The sequence below is a fragment of the Arthrobacter sp. Y3223164 genome, from assembly GCF_059091005.1.
Map to the genome: position 1 here is coordinate 1 of NZ_JBNHGF010000636.1, position 1,065 is coordinate 1,065.

The 1,065-nt window shown below is 72.5% G+C and carries 2 protein-coding genes; one reads left to right on the top strand and one right to left on the bottom strand.

Annotated elements, in window-relative coordinates:
- On the top strand, positions 1-756 hold a 756-nt coding region (locus AC5RUJ_RS17035), incomplete at its 5' end, for a diacylglycerol kinase family protein (protein ID WP_494156337.1).
- On the opposite strand, the gene AC5RUJ_RS17040 is transcribed toward AC5RUJ_RS17035, so the two are convergent.
- The coding region (locus AC5RUJ_RS17040) for a dihydrofolate reductase family protein (RefSeq protein WP_494156338.1) at positions 678-1,065 on the bottom strand (388 nt) is incomplete at its 5' end. The two genes, AC5RUJ_RS17035 and AC5RUJ_RS17040, sit on opposite strands and share 79 nt — an antisense overlap.

Below are 1,065 nucleotides of genomic sequence, written 5' to 3' on the forward strand. Positions count from 1 at the left end.
GCGCTCGCCGACCTGGTCGCCGGCGCGCTGCGCCGCGGGGTCTCCGCCCTCCTGGTGGTGGGCGGTGACGGAATGGTTCACTTAGCAGTCAACGCGCTGGCGGGCACACAGGTTCCGCTGGGCATCGTGCCGGCGGGCACCGGGAACGACTTTGGCCGGCTGTTCGGCCTGCCCGCCGGGCCGGCCGCCGCCGTCGGGCATTTCCTGCACGCCTTGGAGCAACCGCGCAGGGTGGACCTGGGCCGGGTGACGCATCCGGACGGGTCCACGGCCTGGTTCGCCGGGGTGCTCTCGGCCGGCTTCGATGCGGCCGTCAACGACCGTGCCAACCGCTGGAAATTCCCCCGCGGCCGGCTGCGCTATCCGCTGGCCATGCTGCGCGAACTCGCTTCCTTCCGGCCCATCCGCTACAGCCTCGTCGTGGACGGCGTGCCGCGGGAGGTCGACGCGATGCTCGTCGCCGTGGCCAACGGCCGCTCCTTTGGCGGCGGGATGCGCATTGTGCCGGGGGCGGCGTACGACGACGGTTTGCTGGATCTGTTCATCGTCTCGCCACTGTCCCGTCGGGCCTTCGTCGGCATCTTTCCGCGCGTCTACGCCGGCCGGCACCTCGGCCATCCGGCCGTCCGCATCGAGCGGGTCAGGACGGTCCGGTTGGAGGCCGCCGGCGTCACCGCTTACGCCGACGGCGAGCGGGTGGGGAGGCTGCCGGTGTCCGTGGACGTGGTCCCCGGTGCGCTGTCCGCGGCGGTGTAACGCAACAGCAGCATCGACCCGGACTCGAGCACCTGCCGCAGTTGAAGCCGCTGCAGCGACTCGCGCGCGCCGGGAACATGGTCGGATATCCGCTTGGCGGCCCCGCCGGCCAACACCGGGCTGATCGTCAGGCACAGCTCGTCCACCAGCCCCGCCGCCTGGAAGCTGCCGAAGAGAAGCGGCCCGCCCTCGCTGTGGATCTGCTCGTAGCCGCGGGCGGCCAGCGCCTTCACCACCCGCGCCGGTTCCACCTTGGTGGTGCCGGCGTCGAGCACGTCGGCCACCGGTTCCAGCGCCCGGCGCCGGGTC